Raw genomic sequence first — 16,643 nt, forward strand, 5'->3', positions numbered from 1 at the left:
GAACTGTAAGGAGAGGGAAAATGTTCGAGCTCGTAGACAACGTCCCGCAAAGCCCGGTCATCAAAGTGATCGGCGTCGGCGGTGGCGGCGGCAACGCCGTCAACCACATGGTGAAGAGCAGCATCGAAGGCGTCGAGTTCATCTGCGCCAACACCGATGCCCAGGCGCTGAAAAACATTGGCGCACGCACCATCCTGCAACTGGGTACCGGCGTAACCAAAGGGCTGGGTGCCGGTGCCAACCCGGAAGTCGGCCGCCAGGCCGCGCTGGAAGACCGTGAGCGCATCGCCGAGGTGCTGCAGGGCACCAACATGGTGTTCATCACCACCGGCATGGGCGGCGGTACCGGCACCGGTGCGGCGCCGATCATCGCCGAAGTGGCCAAGGAAATGGGCATCCTCACCGTTGCGGTGGTGACCCGTCCGTTCCCGTTCGAAGGCCGCAAGCGCATGCAGATCGCCGATGAAGGCATCCGCATGCTGGCTGAAAGCGTCGACTCGCTGATCACCATCCCCAACGAGAAGCTGCTGACCATCCTGGGCAAGGATGCCAGCCTGCTGTCTGCCTTCGCCAAGGCCGACGATGTACTGGCCGGTGCCGTGCGTGGTATCTCCGATATCATCAAGCGCCCGGGCATGATCAACGTCGACTTCGCCGACGTGCGTACCGTGATGGGTGAAATGGGCATGGCGATGATGGGTACTGGCTGCGCCAGCGGCCCGAACCGCGCCCGCGAAGCCACCGAGGCGGCGATTCGCAACCCGCTGCTCGAAGACGTCAACCTGCAGGGCGCCCGCGGCATCCTGGTGAACATCACTGCTGGCCCGGACCTGTCGCTGGGTGAGTACTCCGACGTGGGTAGCATCATCGAAGCCTTCGCCTCCGACCACGCGATGGTCAAGGTCGGCACCGTGATCGACCCGGACATGCGCGACGAACTGCACGTGACCGTGGTTGCCACTGGTCTGGGCGCGCGCATCGAAAAACCGGTGAAAGTGGTCGACAACACCCTGCAGACTGCCCAGCAGGTGTACGAGTCTTCCAACCCGGCGCCGGTTCGCCAGGAGCAGCCAGCCGTCAACTACCGCGACCTAGAGCGCCCGACGGTAATGCGCAACCAGGCTCACGCCGGTGCTGCGGCAGCCGCCAAGCTCAACCCACAGGACGACCTGGATTACCTCGACATTCCAGCCTTCCTGCGTCGTCAGGCCGATTGATGGAATTTATCAGGGGTATAAGGGTGATTGGTGTTCAGCAAAGGCCGGGTCTGTTATTATTCCCAGCCTTTGTTGATACCTGTTCGCAATTAGCGCTGAAGCGGCCAATGCCATGATTAGACAACGCACCCTGAAGAATACCATCCGTGCCACCGGCGTCGGCCTGCACTCCGGGGAGAAGGTCTACCTGACCCTCAAGCCTGCGCCTGTCGACACCGGCATCGTCTTCCGTCGCGCCGACCTCGACCCTGTGGTCGAAATCCCGGCGCGCGCGGCCAATGTGGGCGAGACCACCATGTCCACCACGCTGGTCAACGGTGACGTCAAGGTCGATACGGTCGAGCATTTGCTCTCCGCCATGGCGGGCCTGGGCATCGATAACGCCTACGTCGAGCTCTCCGCCTCGGAAGTGCCGATCATGGATGGCAGCGCCGGTCCCTTCGTATTCCTGATTCAGTCTGCCGGCCTGGAAGAACAGGACGCAGCCAAGAAGTTCATCCGCATCCTGCGCGAAGTGACAGTGGTGGAGGGCGACAAGAGCGCCACCTTCCTGCCTTTCGACGGGTTCAAGGTGAGCTTCGAGATCGACTTCGATCACCCGGTCCTCAAGGGCCAGACCCAAAGTGCGGTGGTAGACTTCTCCAGCACCTCCTTCGTCAAGGAAGTCAGCCGCGCCCGTACCTTCGGTTTCATGCGTGACATCGAGTACCTGCGCAAGCACAACCTTGCGCTGGGCGGCAGTGTCGAGAACGCCATCGTGGTCGACGAGACTGGTGTGCTCAACGAAGACGGCCTTCGTTCCGATGACGAATTCGTCAAGCACAAGATCCTCGACGCCATTGGCGACCTTTACCTGCTGGGCAACAGCCTGATCGGCGAGTTCAAGGGCTACAAGTCTGGCCACGCGCTGAACAACCAGCTGCTGCGCAAGCTGATCAAGGAAACCGATGCCTGGGAAGTGGTCACGTTCGAAGATGCCAGCACGGCACCGATCTCGTACATGCGCCCTGTAGCGGCGGTGTAAGTTCGAACACTCTCTAGTTCATTAAGGCCACCTTCGGGTGGCCTTTTTTTTTTCAGCCCTTGCCTTTGTTGGCGTGGCTGGCCAGGCGTTCGAGGGCGGCGCGCAACTTGGGGTCGGCGATACCTTCTGCCGAATCGCGGATGCTCATTGCGGCGTTGCTCGACAGTTCGGTGGTATTGCCGCCGCGCTTGGCCGGCACCAGCGGCGGCTGCACCTTGTACAGGATGCGCTTGAGGTTGCCGAAGGCTTCCAGTTCCTGAAGCTGGCGCAGCAGGCGTTTTTGCTGGTAGCGCAGGCGGGTGGCCCAGTGCCCGTCGGTGACCACCAGCAGCAGCGTGCCATCACGCCAGGACGCCACATGGCAATGTTCGCGCGCAGCCGGCTGCAACTGGCTTTCCAGCAGGCGCTGCAGGTGCTCCAGGCGCTCGGCCTGGTTCAGTAGCAGGCGCAGCGGGCGGTTCTGGCGCAGCAGGGCGGCGGGTGGCTGGGCGGGGGAGGGTTTGAAGGCCATGGCTGTTTGCATGAAGTTACAAGATGGGCAGTCTAACATCTCTGTTGGCTGTGCCGGCCTCTTCGCGGGGCAAGCCCGCTCCTACAGATATTGCGCGATTCCCGTAGGAGCGGGCTTGTCCCGCGAAGAGGCCAGTGCAAGATACGAGTCATTCTCGCTACGTTTCATCAACCTGAAGGTTGAACTCAGGGAAAATGCCCCTATCTTAGAAAAGCCCCCGCCTAAGCGCTGTGCCAGCATCGTGGCAATCGACCACTTTCCTCACCATCGTTTCCGGGTAGAATGCTCGTTCGCATGCGGCCTCAGGGCTGCACGGGCGACTCATGGGGCCGCCCTCCATCCCTACGTGTGGAAGATCCTGCCGATATGTTTGCGCCTTTGTTAAAAAAACTTTTTGGAAGCAAGAACGAGCGTGAAGTCAAACGCATGCTCAAGACGGTAGCTATCGTCAATGCCTTCGAAGAGAAGATGGTGGCCCTCTCCGACGAGCAACTGCGGGGCAAGACCGCAGAGTTCAAGGAACGCTTGGCCAAAGGCGAGACCCTGGACCAGCTGTTGCCTGAAGCCTTCGCCGTGGCCCGTGAGGCCGGCAAGCGCGTGATGGGCATGCGCCACTTCGACGTGCAGCTGATCGGTGGCATGACCCTTCACGAGGGCATGATCGCAGAAATGCGTACCGGTGAAGGCAAGACCTTGGTCGGTACCCTGGCCGTGTACCTGAACGCACTGTCCGGCAAGGGCGTGCACGTGGTCACGGTGAACGACTACCTGGCCCGCCGTGACGCCAACTGGATGCGCCCGCTGTACGAATTCCTCGGCCTGTCCGTGGGTATCGTCTCGGCCTTCCAGCCGCCTGAAGAAAAGCGCGCTGCCTACGCCGCCGACATCACCTACGGCACCAACAACGAATTCGGTTTCGACTACCTGCGCGACAACATGGCGTTCAGCCAGGAAGAGAAGTTCCAGCGTGAACTCAACTTCGCGGTGATCGACGAAGTCGACTCGATCCTCATCGACGAAGCCCGTACCCCGCTGATCATCTCTGGCCAGGCCGAAGACAGCTCCAAGCTGTACATCGAGATCAACCGCCTGATCCCGCGCCTGACCCAGCACATCGAGGAAGTGGAAGGCCAGGTCACCCAGGAAGGCCACTTCACCATCGACGAGAAGAGCCGCCAGGTCGAGCTCAACGAAGCCGGGCACCAGTTCATCGAGGAAATGCTCACCCAAGCCGGCCTGCTGGCCGAGGGCGAGAGCCTGTACTCGGCGCACAACCTGGGCCTGCTGACCCATGTCTATGCCGGCCTGCGTGCGCACAAGCTGTTCCACCGCAACGTCGAGTACATCGTGCAGGACGGCCAGGTGCTGCTGATCGACGAGCACACCGGCCGTACCATGCCGGGCCGTCGCCTGTCCGAAGGCCTGCACCAGGCCATCGAGGCGAAGGAAAACCTGAACATCCAGGCTGAAAGCCAGACCCTGGCTTCGACCACCTTCCAGAACTACTTCCGCCTCTACACCAAGCTGTCCGGCATGACCGGTACCGCCGACACCGAAGCGTTCGAGTTCCAGTCGATCTACGCCCTGAACGTCATGGTCATTCCGCCGAACAAGCCGCTGGCGCGCAAGGACCACAACGACCTGGTGTACCTGACCGCCGACGAGAAATACGCCGCGATCATTGCCGACATCAAGCAAAGCATGACCCAGGGCCGGCCGATTCTGGTGGGTACCGCCACCATCGAAACCTCCGAGCACATGTCGAACCTGCTGAAGCAGGAAGGCATCGACCACAAGGTACTGAACGCCAAGTACCACGAGAAGGAAGCCGAGATCATCGCCCAGGCCGGTGCCCCGGGCGCGCTGACCATCGCCACCAACATGGCTGGCCGTGGTACCGACATTCTGCTGGGTGGTAACTGGGAAGCCGAAGTGGCCGCCCTGGAAAACCCGACCCCTGAGCAGATCGCCCAGATCAAGGCCGACTGGCAGAAGCGTCACCAGCAGGTGATCGAGGCCGGTGGCCTGCACGTGATCGCCTCCGAGCGCCACGAATCGCGCCGTATCGACAACCAGCTGCGTGGCCGTTCCGGCCGTCAGGGCGACCCGGGTTCGAGCCGTTTCTACCTGTCGCTGGAAGACAGCCTGATGCGCATCTTCGCCTCTGACCGGGTGAAGAACTTCATGAAGGCACTGGGCATGCAGTCCGGTGAGGCCATCGAGCACCGCATGGTCACCAACGCCATCGAGAAAGCCCAGCGCAAGGTCGAAGGCCGCAACTTCGACATCCGCAAGCAGCTGCTCGAATACGACGATGTGGCCAACGAACAGCGCAAGGTGATCTACCACATGCGCAACAGCCTGCTGGCGGCCGAGAACATTGGCGACACCATCGCCGAGTTCCGCCAGGAAGTGCTCGATGCCACCATCAGCCAGCACATTCCGCCGCAGTCGCTGCCCGAGCAGTGGGACGTGGCCGGCCTCGAGGCTTCGCTGGCCAGCGATTTTGCCATCAAGCTGCCAATCCAGCAGTGGCTCGACGAGGACGATCACCTCTACGAGGAAACCCTGCGCGAGAAGCTGCTGAGCGAAATCACCACGGCCTACACCGAGAAGGAAGACCAGGCCGGCATCGACGCCCTGCGTACCTTCGAGAAGCAGATTCTGCTGCGCGTGCTGGACGATCTGTGGAAAGACCACCTGTCGACCATGGACCACCTGCGCCACGGTATTCACCTGCGTGGCTATGCGCAGAAGAACCCGAAGCAGGAGTACAAGCGCGAGTCGTTCACCCTGTTCCAGGAACTGCTGGAGTCGATCAAGCGCGACACCATCCGCGTGCTGTCGCACGTTCAGGTACGCCGCGAAGACCCGGCCGAAGAAGAAGCCCGCCTGCGCCGCGAAGCCGAGGAGCTGGCCAGCCGCATGCAGTTCCAGCATGCTGCCGCGCCGGGCCTTGAAAGCGAGCTGAGCGAGGAGGGTGCTGAAGTGGCCGTGGCCGCCGCCCCGGTGCGCAACGACCTGAAACTGGGCCGCAACGAGCCGTGCTGGTGTGGTTCGGGCAAGAAATTCAAGCATTGCCATGGTCAGATCGAGTGATCTGATTCACTCGCTGTAACGTGACACACCGGGGGCCGCTGTGCGGCCCATTCGCGGCACAAGGCCGCTCCTACAGGGACCGCGCCCAGCCTGATGGTTGCGATGCCCTTGTAGGAGCGGCCTTGTGCCGCGAATGGGGCGCGAAGCGGCCCCGCTTTTCCCTCATCATTTCACCGTATTTCTAGGAGCGCTCTAATGGCTGTTGGTCTTGGTCCTTTGCCCACCCTGCACCCGGTTCCGGGTTTTGAACTCGGCATCGCTTCTGCCGGCATCAAGCGCCCTGGGCGCAAGGACGTGGTGGTCATGCGCTGCGCCGAAGGCTCCAGCGTCGCAGGCGTGTTCACCCTCAACGCCTTCTGCGCCGCACCGGTGATCCTCTCCAAGCAGCGTGTACAAGGCACCGTGCGCTACCTGCTGACCAACACCGGTAACGCCAACGCCGGCACCGGCGCACCTGGCCTGGCCGCCGCCGAGCGCACCTGCGCCAAGCTGGCCGAGCTGACCGGCGTGCCAGCCGAGTCGGTACTGCCGTTCTCCACCGGCGTGATCGGTGAGCCGCTGCCGGTCGAGAAGATCGAAGGCGCCCTGCAGGCCGCCCTGGACAACCTGTCGGAAAACCACTGGGCTGAAGCCGCCACCGGCATCATGACCACCGACACCCTGCCCAAGGGTGCCAGCCGCCAGTTCCAGCACGACGGCGTGACCGTTACCGTCACCGGTATCAGCAAAGGCGCGGGCATGATCCGCCCGAACATGGCCACCATGCTCGGCTACATCGCCACCGACGCCAAGGTCGCGCCGGCGGTGCTCAAAGACCTGATGCTCGATGGCGCCAACAAGTCGTTCAACCGCATCACCATCGATGGTGACACCTCCACCAACGACTGCTGCATGCTGATCGCCACCGGCAAGGCCAACCTGCCGGAAGTCACCGAGGCCAGCGGCGCGCTGTTCGAAGCGCTGAAAAAGGCCGTGTTCGAAGTGTGCATGGAAGTGGCTCAGGCCATCGTCCGTGACGGCGAAGGCGCGACCAAGTTCGTCACCGTGCAGGTCAACGGCGGGGGCAACCACCAGGAGTGCCTGGATGTGGGTTACGCCGTGGCCCACTCGCCGCTGATCAAGACCGCGCTGTTCGCTTCCGACCCGAACTGGGGCCGTATCCTGGCCGCCGTTGGCCGTGCGGGTGTGCCTGAGCTGGACGTCAGCCTGATCGATGTGTACCTGGACAGCGTGTGCATCGCCAGCCAAGGCGGGCGCAGCCCGAGCTACACCGAGGAGCAAGGCTCGAAGGTGATGGCGCAGGAAGAAATCACCATCCGTATCGAGCTGGGCCGTGGCCAGTGCAGCGAAACCATCTGGACCACCGACCTGTCCCACGAGTACGTGAAGATCAACGCCGAATACCGTACTTGATGTAACGGTTTTTGGCTTGCGGGCCCTTTCGCGACCTGCGGTCGCTCCTACGGGGGGTTGCGTTGCCCTGTGGCAGCGAGCGTAGGGCGGGATAGGGCTTGCACGCCGAATGCCACCCCAAACCATTTACCACTGGCCGGCCTGGCGGAGCGTGAAGGTTGAAACGGATACATGTTGTAGCAGCAGTCATTCGGGGCACCGATGGCCGCATTCTGATAGCCCGGCGCGCCGACACCCAGCACCAGGGTGGTCTCTGGGAATTCCCAGGTGGCAAGGTGGAGCAGGGCGAGGCCGTCGAAGCGGCCCTGGCCCGTGAGCTGCGCGAGGAGCTGGGTATCGACGTGGTGCGTTCGCGGCCACTGATCAAGGTCAGCCATGACTACCCGGACAAGCAGGTGCTGCTGGAGGTTCGCGAAGTCGACGCCTTTGTCGGCGAGGCCCACGGCGCCGAAGGCCAGCCACTGGCCTGGGTGGCCCCGCGGGATTTGCCCCAGTACGAGTTCCCCGAGGCCAACAAGCCGATCGTCGCCGCAGCGCGCCTGCCCGACCAATACCTGATTACCCCCGATGGCCTGGAAGTGCCGCAACTGCTCAAGGGCATCCAGAAGGCGGTGGCCAATGGCATTCGCCTGATCCAGTTGCGCGCGCCAGACATGTACGACCCCAAGTACCGCGATGTGGCGGTGGACGCGGTGGGCCTGTGCGCCGGCAAGGCGCAGCTGATGCTCAAGGGCCCGCTGGAATGGCTGGGCGACTTCCCGTCGGCCGGCTGGCACCTCACGGCTGCGCAGTTGCGCAAGTACGCGGCCAAGGGGCGGCCATTCCCGAAAGCACGCTGGCTGGCGGCGTCTTGCCACAGTGCCGAGGAGCTGGCGCTGGCTGAGCAGATGGGGGTGGATTTCGTGACCCTGTCGCCGGTGCAGGCAACCCAGACCCACCCTGAGGCCGTGCCGCTGGGCTGGGATGAGGCGCAGCGGTTGATCGCAGGTTTCACCCAGCCCGTCTACCTGCTGGGTGGCGTAGGGCCGGCTGAGCGCGAGCAGGCCTGGGCGGCTGGCGCGCAAGGTGTGGCGGGGATCCGGGCGTTCTGGCCTGAGGCCTAAGCGCCCACGCCCCCCCGGTAGGAGCGACCGCAGGTCGCGATGGGCTGCAAAGCAGCCCCATCACGACCTACACACAACCATCACCCCAAAGGCTTCTGCGCAGGCTGCCACAACACCTCAGCCACCCCCTGGCGCCGCCCAATGATCCGCGCCGCCACAAACAGCAAATCCGAAAGCCGGTTGATATAGGCCAACCCCACCCCCGCCAACGGCTCCAGCGCATTGAGCTGCTGGCAGCGCCGTTCGGCACTGCGCGCCAGGCTGCGGCACACATGGGCCTGGGCCACCAGCGCCGAACCGCTGGGCAGGATAAAGTTCTTCAACGGCCCCAGTTCCTCGTTCCACACATCGATGGCCGCTTCCAGCCGCTCCACCTCGGCCTGGTTCAGCGCCTGGTAGCTGGGCATCGCCAGCTCCCCGCCCAGGTCGAACAGCCGATGCTGGCAGGGCGCAAGCACGTTACCCACCTCATCCAGCCCGTGTTCCCCCAGCCCCGCGAGCAGCAGGCCAAGTTGGCTGTTAAGGCTGTCGACCTCGCCGATCGCCTCGATTCGCGGGTGGTCCTTGGGCACCCGGCGCCCATCGCCCAGGCCGGTTTCGCCCTGGTCGCCGGTGCGGGTGTAGATTTTCGACAGGCGATAGCCCATGTCATGCCTCCGTTTTGGTCGCCGCCGTCGCCGGCTGGCCGAGGGGCAGGCGCAGGGTGAAGCAGGTGCCCTGGCCGGGCGTGGACTGCACTTCCATCTGCCCCTTGTGGTTATTGGTGATGATGAAGTAGGAAACCGACAGCCCAAGCCCGGTGCCCTGGCCGATCTCCTTGGTGGTGAAGAATGGCTCGAAGGTACGCTTGCGCACGGCCTCGGGCATGCCGACGCCGTTGTCCTCCACCTGGATTTCCGCCCACGGCGGGTTGAGCCGGGTGCGCAGGGTAATGCGCCCCGGCTCGCTGGGCTGGGGGCGCAGGTGAATGGCCTGGGCGGCGTTCTTCAGCAGGTTGAGCAGCACCTGCTCCAGCTCGTTGGCCGTGCCTGGCACCGGCCCCAGGTTGGGGTCGAACTGGCGCACGATGGCCTGGCCCTTGAAGTCGAAGCCGATGGTCAGGTCGAAGTCGTTGCCGGCAATTTCCACGGCCTGGTCGATCAGTGCCGGCAGGTCGCAGGGTGCCAGTTGGCGGTTGCTCAGGCGGCTGAAACTGAGCATGTGGGTGACGATTTTCGCGGCCCGGGCACCGGCCTGCTGGATGCCATCGAGCAGTTGCGGCACCTCGCGGCTGGCCAGGTAACGGTTGACGCTGGTGAGGTCGATGCCCTGCTCGCCGGCCTGCTCCTGGTTGCGCGGCAGCTCCGGAGACAGGCGCCGGCGGATGTTCTGCACGTTGTGCAGAATCGCCCCCAGCGGGTTGTTGATTTCGTGGGCCATGCCGGCTGCCAGGCCGCCGACCGAGAGCATCTTTTCCGACTGCACCATCATCTCTTCCAGCGACAGGCGCTGGGTGATGTCGTCGATCCGAATGACCACGCCACGCCCGCCACCGCCCATCAACGGGTAGAAGGTCAGGGCGTAGTGGCGCGAGTCGTCCGCCTTGGGCCAGGTGACCCGCTCGATCTTCGCCACCCGGTGCTTTTCCACGGTTTCCTTGAGCTGGGGCAGGAACGGCTTGAGCGGTTCGAAGGCGATGAAGATCGGTTGGTTCAGCGCCTCGTCCAGGGGCGTGCCGGAGAGTACCGTGGCCTCGTGGTTCCACTGGGTGACGTAGAGTTGTTCGTCGAGGGCGATCAGCGCCGAGGGCATCGAGTCGATGATGCTGTTGAGGTAGTTCTGAAAGCCCGTGAGCTTTTTCTCGATCTTGCTGCGAACCTGAACTTCCAGCTCCAGCTTGCGGTTGGTGTGGCGGGTTTCCTCGGCCAGGCCCTGGGCCTGGTCGTAAGCGTCCTGGAACTCGTCACGGGCGCGCTTGAGCTGCTGCTCGCGGGCCTCGATACGCGACAGCATGGTGTTGAAGGCCTCGGCCAGGCTGCCGATTTCGTCGTCGTTGCCCCGCTGCGCGCGCAGGGCATAGCTTTCCTCGCGGGTTACCTGGCGGCTGAGCTCTTCGAGCTGATTGATCGGCTGGGTAATCAGGCGCTTGATCTGCCGGGCGATGACGATCCACAGCAGGATGCTGAACACCAGGATCGCCAGGCTGGCGCTGAGGGTGCCGGTGTAGAAGGCCGTGGGCAGCTCGCTGCTGGCTACCAGCAGCAGGTGCGCTGGCGGGCTGGCCTCGCGGGGCAGGCGGATCAGCTGGGTGCTGCGAAACTCCATCAGGCGCCAGCCGTCGATGTTGCGGTAGCGCTTGGGCAGGGCCAGCGGCTCGCCGTGCTGCAACTGCGCCAGCAGGCGCCCGTCGCCGCCGTAGAGGGCCGCCGCGCGCAGTGGCGTGTAGCTGCCCAGTTCCTGGAGCAGGGCGGTGGCGTTTTCTTCCGAGTCGCCGGCACGCGCCGACAGCTGCGGGTTGGCCACCAGCCGGCCAATGGTCTGCAGGGCCTGCGGCGCCATGCTTTCCTGGGTGATCCAGTAGGCGGCGCTGATGAAGGTCAGGTTGGCCACCAGCAGAATGGTCACCAGCAGCACCAGCAGGGCTGCCAGCAGCTTCTGCCCGACCGGGAGGTTTTCCAGGCGTTGGCGCAAGGTCATGGGCTGGGCGATGTCCTTATGGGTTGACGTCAGGCGCTGGGCAAACCGCGCGCCCGCAGGTTATCGACCAGGCGCTGGTGCAGGTGTTCCAGCTGGGGCAGCGCCATGCCGTGGCGGGCAGCGGCGCGGCAGGCATGGCCCAGCAGGTAGTGCACCTCGGTGCGCCGGCCGGCGCGAACGTCCTGGTACATGGAAGAGTAGTTGGCCGCGGTGGCCAGGATCACCCGTTGCACGTCTTCGGCAAGGTCGATTGCCGCCTCGGGCTGGCCACAACGCTGCAGCAGGCCGGCCAGCTCCGCACTCAGCGCCTCCACTTCACCCAGGTGGCCGAGCAGCCCGCCGTTCTGGCAATCGTGCAGCACGGTCAGCGGGTTGATCGCGCAGTTCAGCGCCAGCTTGCGCCACAGGCGGGTGAGGATGTCGACGGTCCATTCGCTGGGGATGCCGGCGTCCTGCAGGTCGCCGAACCAGTCGGGCACGGCCGGGTTGGCAGGGTCGCCCAGCCAGGTGAAGCCCTGGCCGGCAAAGCGCACCTGAAAGTCGCCCTCGCGAAAGGCGCCTTCGGTGCTGGAGGCAAAGATGCAGCGGGCCAGGGGCACCTGCTCGGCCACTTCGTCCTGGCTGCCCAGGCCGTTTTGCAGCAGCACGATCGTCGCGCCATCGGCCAGGCGTGGGGCGAGGCGGGCGATGGCGGGGGCGGCGTCATAGGCCTTGCAGGCCACCAGCACGCGGTGGATCGGCCCGGGGGCCTCAGCGGTTTCCGCGGGAATGGCGTAATGCCGCGGTTGCTCCTGTTCGACCAGGGTCAGGCCACCGGCCTGCTGGTAGGCCTGCAGGCGCGCTGCATCACGCAGGATCAGGCGCACTGCCTTGCCCGCACGGGCCAGGCGGCAAGCCCAGAGGGTGCCGAGGCTGCCGGCGCCGAGAATATGCCAGGTGCTGCTCATCTGCGTTTCGCAACCCGTTATAATGAGTCCGCATTTTAACCCGCTAACACCGACGCGCTCCATGTTCAGACTGAGCGCGCTTTTATTTTATGGAGAACAACCATGCCTTCGTTCGACGTGGTATCGGAACTGGACAAGCACGAAGTGCAGAACGCGGTCGACAACGCCATCAAGGACCTCGACCGCCGCTACGACCTCAAGGGCAAGGGCAGCTTCGAGTTCAAGGACAAGGAGCAGACCGTGGTACTGACCGCCGAGGAAGAGTTCCAGCTCGAAGCGATGCTGGAAATCCTGCGCCTGGCCCTGGTCAAGCGCAAGATCGACGTGAAATGCCTGGAAACCAAAGACCCGTATGCCTCGGGCAAGGAAAAGAAGCAGGAAGCCAAGTTCCGCGAAGGCATCGACAAGGACCTGGCCAAGAAGATCGTCGCCACCATCAAGGATGGCAAGCTCAAGGTCCAGGCCGCCATCCAGGGCGAGCAGGTGCGCGTCACCGGCAAGAAGCGTGACGACCTGCAGGAAGCCATCGCCCTGCTGCGCACCAAGGAGTTCGACATGCCAATCCAGTTCAACAACTTCCGCGACTGATCGCCGGGTTGTCTGGAACCCCGATGGCCCAATGATGTCCATGGTGGCCATGGCCGCTGAAATACCGGCGGCCTGCTTCACAGTGCATGTGCCGCTCGGCATCAGGAGATGACTATGGATTTGAACGCTGAAGTGGATCAGCTGGTCCGCCAATCGCAGACCTGGATCCCCTTGATCATGGAATACGGCAGCCGCCTGCTGCTGGCGTTGCTGACCCTGGCGGTCGGCTGGTGGATCATCAACAGGGTCAGCGCCCGCCTGGGCAAACTGGTTGGCCTGCGCAATGCCGACCTGGCACTGCAGGGGTTCATCAGCACCCTGTCGAACATCGTGCTGAAGGTGCTGCTGTTCGTCAGCGTGGCGTCGATGATCGGTATCGAAACCACCTCGTTCGTCGCCGCCATCGGTGCCGCGGGCCTGGCCATCGGCCTGGCCTTGCAGGGGAGCCTGGCGAACTTCGCCGGTGGCGTGCTGATTCTGATGTTCCGCCCGTTCCGCATTGGTGACTGGATCGAGGCGCAGGGCGTGTCTGGTACTGTCGACAGCATCCAGATTTTCCACACCGTGCTGCGCACCGGTGACAACAAGACGGTCATCATGCCCAACGGCAGCCTGTCCAACGGCATCATCACCAACACCAACCGCCAGCCGACGCGCAAGGTGGTGTTCGATGTGGGTGTGGACTACGAGGCCGACTTGCAGAAGGCCCGCCAGGTGTTGCTGAGCTTGGCCCAGGACCCGCGTGTGCTGGCCGAGCCGGCGCCGCAGGCGGTGGTTTCGACCTTGGGCGACAGCTCGATCACCGTGTCGCTGCGCCTGTGGACCAAAACCTCCGACTACTGGGATGTGATGTTCATGCTCAACGAGCATGCCCGTGACCGGTTGAAGGCTGAAGGCATCGACATTCCCTTTCCGCAGCGGGTGATTCGCGTGGTGCAGGAGACGGCCGCGCAGTAAGTTTTCGTTGAAGCCGGGGCCGCGTGCGGCCCTTCGCGGGGCAAGCCCGCCCCTACAGGGCGCGCTTGCCCCGGTTTTTTTTGCGTCCCTTACACTTGTTCACAGCAAACCCCCACCATTTCTGGCATATAGCCTGACCCCCTCTGCCTGTACCCGATACGCCATCATGAAACCACTCCTGTACATCACCCCCCTGCGGGCCCTGCTGTTTGGCCTGACCCTGGCCCTGTTCGAACTGCTCACCTACCTGGCCAGCGACGCCGTGATGCCGGCCATGCCGGTGGTGGTCGAGCACCTGAACGCCAGCCCCGAATACATCCCCCATGCGCTGAACCTCTACCTGCTCGGTGGCGTGGTGCTGCAATGGCTGATCGGCCCGCTGGCCGACCGCTATGGCCGCCGGCCATTGTTGCTGGCAGGCTGTGCGTTCTTTGGCGTGGCCTGCCTGGCCACCTACTGGGTGCAGGACATCGGCCTGTTCAACCTGCTGCGCCTGTTGCAGGGCATTGGCCTGGGCTTCGTGGTGACCGTGAGCTACCCGGCGCTCAACGAGGCCTTCAGCGAGGCTGACGCGGTGCGCATGATGGCACTGCTGGCCAATATCGCCTTGCTCTCGCCGTTGCTCGGCCCGCTGATCGGCACCCTGATGCTGCAGTGGCTGGACTGGCGCTGGCTGTTCGTGGCCTTCGCCATCGGCGCGGTGCTGTGCTGGGTGTTGCTGCACCGCTTGATGCCCGAAACCCTGGGGGTGGAGCGCCGTGACGGCTCGCGCCTGGCGTTCACGCCGATCCACCTGCTGCCGCTGCTCGCCGGTTATGGCCAGTTGCTCGGCAACCTCAAATTCGTTGCCGGCAGCGCTGCACTGGGCCTGGTGGGCTTGCCGCTGATTGCCTGGATCGGCCTGTCGCCGGTGCTGTTGATCCACGACGAGGGGTTGAGCACGATGGCCTATGCGCTGTGGCAGTTGCCGGTGTTTGGTGGGTTGATCCTGGGTAACCTGGTCATCAACCGCATTGCCGAGCGCTATCCGTTGCCGGCGTTGGTACGCGGCGCACTGGGGCCGTATCTGGCCGGGCTGTGCCTGATGGTGCTGGCGACCTGGTGGTGGCCGTCGGTGACCAGCGTGGTGGCGGGCATGACGCTGTATGCCCTGGGGCTGGGGGTGGCCAATGCCGTGCTGTACCGCATGACGCTGTTCGCCAGCGAGCAGAGCAAGGGGTTGGTGTCGGCGATGTTGGGGATGATCACCATTGCCCTGCTGGGGCTGGGTGGGGCGCTGCTGGCGATGATCGGGGCGGGGGAGAGCTTGCTGCACTTTGCCCTGGCCGCCGGTGTGGCCGGAGTGCTGGCGCTGTGGCCGTTGTGGTTCGTGGTGGGGCGGCCGGCTTCACCTGTGGTTGCGGGGTAATCGCAATCGCCTGTAAGGGCCTCTTCGCGGGGCAAGCCCGCTCCTACAAGGACCGCACACCATTTGAGGTTTGTGCGGTCCTTGTAGGAGCGGGCTTGCCCCGCGAAGAGGCCGCTACAGGCTAACAAGCACTGTCAGGGCTGCTCGGCCGCCGGGTTCTCAACCGGCACGGGCTTGCCCTTTCCCGCTTCCTGGCGCCAGTGCAAGGCAATCAGGATCAAGGTCGGTACACCCAGCAACGCCGTAATCAGGAAGAAGTCGTGGTAGCCGTACTTCTCCACCATCACCCCCGAATACCCGCCGATCAGCCGTGGCAGCAACAGCATGATCGAACTCAGCAGCGCATATTGCGTGGCCGAGAACTTCAGGTTGGTCAGGCTCGACAGGTAGGCGACGAACGCCGAGGTGGCCAGGCCCGAGCTGAAGTTGTCGAGCGAGATGGTCACCACCAGCATTTCCAGGTTCGGGCCCATGTCCGACAGCATCAGGAACAGCAGGTTGGTGGCCGCCGAGGCAACCCCGCCGATGAACAGGATCGGCAGGATGCCGAAGCGCACGATCAACAGGCCGCCGACACCCGCGCCGACCAGGGTCATGACCAGGCCGAAGATCTTGCTGACGCTGGCGATTTCGTCCTTGGTGAAGCCCATGTCGATGTAGAACACGTTGGCCATCACCCCCATGACTGTGTCGGACATGCGGTAGGTGGCGATCAGCCCAAGCAGCAGCAGGGCCTGCCAGCGGTAACGGGCGATGAAGTCGTTCACCGGCGTCAGCACCGGCGCCAGGCCGCGCCGGCCCATGCCCGACAAGCAGGCCCAGGTCAGCAGCACGTAGAGGATCAGGCGCAGGAAGGCGCGGTCTTCGAGCAGCAGGTCGAGCGGCGTGGCATCGCCGGAAATCACGCTGGACCAGCCGGTGTTGAACATCTGGGTGAAGCTTGCCGGCACCGATACCAGCAGGATGATCAGCACGAACACCGAGGCCATCTGGTGCATCAGGCCGTAGCGCGCGGCCGACAGCTGGGTGCGCATCGGCACCGGTGGCTCACGCATCACCAGGGTGGTGAACAGCGCCGGCAGCATCATCACGCCAAACAGCACGTAGGTGCCGGCCCAGGCCTTGTGCAGGTAGCTGAAACCGGTGGAGCCGAACCATTCGGCGAAGAACAGCGCGCCGGCGGTGGCAAGCAGGGCGGCCACCCGGTAGCCGGCCATGTAGCTGGCGGCCAGGGCGGCCTGGCGCTGGTCATCGGCGATTTCCAGGCGGTAGGCATCGACGGCGATGTCCTGGGTGGCCGAGGCGAACGCCACCAGCACGGCCAGGGCAATCAGCCACGACAGGTGCTGTTGCGGGTCGCACAGGCTCATGCCGACCAGGCCGATCACCACCAGCGATTGCGACAGCAGCAGCCACGAACGCCGCCGCCCCAGGCCGCCGAGCAAGGGCAGGCGCCACTGGTCGAGCAGCGGCGACCAGACCCACTTGAAGGCATAGGCCAGGCCGATGAGGCTGGCGTAGCCGATGGTTTCACGGGCAACACCCGCTTCGCGCAGCCACACCGAGAGGGTTGAAAACACCAGCATGTAGGGCAGGCCGGCGGCGAAGCCGAGCAGCAGGAGTACCAGGGTTGACGGACTGGCATAGGCGGCAAGGGCAGCGCGCCAGGTTTTACGGGGCATGGGCCAACATCTGCCTCA

13 protein-coding genes are annotated in these 16,643 nt (G+C 64.1%); 8 read left to right on the plus strand and 5 right to left on the minus strand.

Features of this window, described 5'->3' with window-relative positions; genetic code table 11:
• The first annotated feature begins 20 nt into the window (after positions 1 to 20).
• Positions 21 to 1,217 (plus strand): cell division protein FtsZ, encoded by a 1,197-nt coding sequence (gene ftsZ / locus F3J45_RS10715; RefSeq protein WP_027917991.1) that lies wholly within the window; start codon positions 21 to 23, stop codon positions 1,215 to 1,217.
• 112 nt (positions 1,218 to 1,329) lie between these two features.
• Positions 1,330 to 2,241: a UDP-3-O-acyl-N-acetylglucosamine deacetylase gene (gene lpxC, locus F3J45_RS10720; RefSeq protein ID WP_167061433.1), complete on the plus strand. Its 912-nt coding sequence runs from the start codon at positions 1,330 to 1,332 to the stop codon at positions 2,239 to 2,241.
• A 52-nt stretch (positions 2,242 to 2,293) separates the two neighbouring features.
• Here lpxC and F3J45_RS10725 read toward each other — a convergent pair whose 3' ends face one another.
• Positions 2,294 to 2,752 carry a DUF721 domain-containing protein gene (locus F3J45_RS10725; RefSeq protein WP_167061436.1) on the minus strand — a complete coding sequence of 153 codons (459 nt, stop codon included), beginning with the start codon at positions 2,750 to 2,752 and terminating at the stop codon, positions 2,294 to 2,296.
• A gap of 366 nt (positions 2,753 to 3,118) precedes the next feature.
• Here F3J45_RS10725 and secA point away from each other — a divergent pair, with 366 nt between their 5' ends.
• The 3 genes from secA (at position 3,119) to F3J45_RS10740 (ending at position 8,367) form a co-directional block, all read left to right on the plus strand.
• Positions 3,119 to 5,851 (plus strand): preprotein translocase subunit SecA, encoded by a 2,733-nt coding sequence (gene secA, locus F3J45_RS10730; RefSeq protein ID WP_167061439.1) that lies wholly within the window; start codon positions 3,119 to 3,121, stop codon positions 5,849 to 5,851.
• 195 nt (positions 5,852 to 6,046) lie between these two features.
• Positions 6,047 to 7,264: a bifunctional glutamate N-acetyltransferase/amino-acid acetyltransferase ArgJ gene (gene argJ / locus F3J45_RS10735; RefSeq protein WP_167061442.1), complete on the plus strand. Its 1,218-nt coding sequence runs from the start codon at positions 6,047 to 6,049 to the stop codon at positions 7,262 to 7,264.
• Between the two features lie 158 nt (positions 7,265 to 7,422).
• A complete protein-coding gene (locus tag F3J45_RS10740) occupies positions 7,423 to 8,367 on the plus strand; it encodes a Nudix family hydrolase (RefSeq protein WP_167061445.1) in 945 nt (314 codons plus the stop codon).
• A gap of 80 nt (positions 8,368 to 8,447) precedes the next feature.
• Here F3J45_RS10740 and F3J45_RS10745 read toward each other — a convergent pair whose 3' ends face one another.
• Genes F3J45_RS10745 through F3J45_RS10755 form a run of 3 tightly spaced genes read right to left on the minus strand, consistent with a single transcriptional unit; the run spans position 8,448 to position 11,990 of the window.
• Entirely contained in the window at positions 8,448 to 9,014 is a 567-nt protein-coding gene (locus F3J45_RS10745; protein ID WP_167061448.1) for a cob(I)yrinic acid a,c-diamide adenosyltransferase, read from the minus strand.
• Position 9,015: 1 nt separating this feature from the next.
• A complete protein-coding gene (locus tag F3J45_RS10750; protein ID WP_167061451.1) occupies positions 9,016 to 11,043 on the minus strand; it encodes an ATP-binding protein in 2,028 nt (675 codons plus the stop codon).
• A gap of 29 nt (positions 11,044 to 11,072) precedes the next feature.
• On the minus strand, positions 11,073 to 11,990 hold the full coding sequence (locus F3J45_RS10755; RefSeq protein ID WP_167061454.1) for a putative 2-dehydropantoate 2-reductase: 918 nt from the start codon (positions 11,988 to 11,990) through the stop codon (positions 11,073 to 11,075).
• Positions 11,991 to 12,092: 102 nt separating this feature from the next.
• On the opposite strand from F3J45_RS10755, the gene F3J45_RS10760 reads away from it, so the two are divergent.
• The 3 genes from F3J45_RS10760 (at position 12,093) to F3J45_RS10770 (ending at position 14,943) form a co-directional block, all read left to right on the plus strand.
• Positions 12,093 to 12,578: a YajQ family cyclic di-GMP-binding protein gene (locus F3J45_RS10760; protein WP_167061457.1), complete on the plus strand. Its 486-nt coding sequence runs from the start codon at positions 12,093 to 12,095 to the stop codon at positions 12,576 to 12,578.
• A gap of 114 nt (positions 12,579 to 12,692) precedes the next feature.
• Complete coding sequence (locus F3J45_RS10765) at positions 12,693 to 13,535, plus strand: mechanosensitive ion channel family protein (RefSeq protein WP_167061460.1); 843 nt, start codon at positions 12,693 to 12,695, stop codon at positions 13,533 to 13,535.
• 166 nt (positions 13,536 to 13,701) lie between these two features.
• Complete coding sequence (locus tag F3J45_RS10770; RefSeq protein WP_167061463.1) at positions 13,702 to 14,943, plus strand: MFS transporter; 1,242 nt, start codon at positions 13,702 to 13,704, stop codon at positions 14,941 to 14,943.
• Positions 14,944 to 15,077: 134 nt separating this feature from the next.
• Here the strand turns inward: F3J45_RS10770 and F3J45_RS10775 are convergent, their stop codons facing one another.
• Complete coding sequence (locus tag F3J45_RS10775; protein ID WP_167061466.1) at positions 15,078 to 16,625, minus strand: AmpG family muropeptide MFS transporter; 1,548 nt, start codon at positions 16,623 to 16,625, stop codon at positions 15,078 to 15,080.
• Positions 16,626 to 16,643: the final 18 nt, after the last annotated feature.

Origin of the sequence: Pantoea sp. Ap-967 (assembly GCF_011752565.1) — a bacterium.
GTDB lineage: Bacteria > Pseudomonadota > Gammaproteobacteria > Pseudomonadales > Pseudomonadaceae > Aquipseudomonas.